This is a genomic window from Pseudomonas sp. 43(2021), assembly GCF_017490805.1.
GTDB lineage: Bacteria > Pseudomonadota > Gammaproteobacteria > Pseudomonadales > Pseudomonadaceae > Aquipseudomonas.
The window spans coordinates 1-719 of the sequence record NZ_JAFGYJ010000108.1 but is presented as its reverse complement, the minus strand read 5'-3'; the positions used below and the strand labels follow the sequence as shown (position 1 = coordinate 719).

The window sequence follows — 719 nt, the reverse complement described above, 5'->3', positions numbered from 1 at the left end:
ATAAAAAAGAGGCCCTTGCAAAAGGGCCTCTTTTTTTACAGCTTCAAATCGTCATATCTTGCCGAGTAACAACAGCACCAGCAGCACGACCAACACCACGCCGATAATACCCGACGGGCCATAACCCCAACTTCTGGAGTGCGGGAAGACCGGCAGACCACCGATCAGCAACAGGATCAGGATGATGATTAGAATTGTGCCCATGGGTGATTTCCTTGTTCAGAGTCTGGAAGAGTCTTGATGCTCAGTGGGCAGCTGGAGAGCAACTAAATTCCAGCCGGCTTACATGTTCCGACTTGCGCCGATGAAAAAAAATTCAATGTTTTTTTAATGTATTTGGATTGCTCGGTTATTTCCTTTCCAGCAAAAAGATCGCAGCCTCGTTGCACTCGTCAGCTCCTACCAGAGGTGGATTTCAGAACGGTGGCGATTGCTTGAGCAACTCTGCCGCCGGCGAGTCGGTCGGGCTGACCACCGCATAGTTGTAGCCCGGCCCTGACCAGTAATCGGCCTGCAGATCGCCATCGCTGCGCGAGCCACGCGGCAGCAGGGTGTTTTTCGGCCCCGGTGGACGCAGGTAAAAGCTCACTTTGTGACCGCTGCCATCCTCATACATCACCATCGCCGCCGCGCCTTCATCGGTGCTGAGCAAGCGCCCGCTGACCGGCTCGAATCCGGCAGCTTTCAAGTCCGGCAAGCGCCCGGCACCGCTGAAGTAG

1 protein-coding gene and 1 pseudogene are annotated in these 719 nt (G+C 54.7%); both read right to left on the bottom strand.

The features are described 5' to 3' along the window. Positions 1 to 51: 51 nt before the first annotated feature. Complete coding sequence (locus J5M71_RS26190; protein ID WP_003183939.1) at positions 52 to 204, bottom strand: DUF3309 family protein; 153 nt, start codon at positions 202 to 204, stop codon at positions 52 to 54. A 211-nt stretch (positions 205 to 415) separates the two neighbouring features. Continuing rightward, positions 416 to 719, bottom strand: a pseudogene (locus J5M71_RS26185) (anti-sigma factor); the annotation flags it as partial.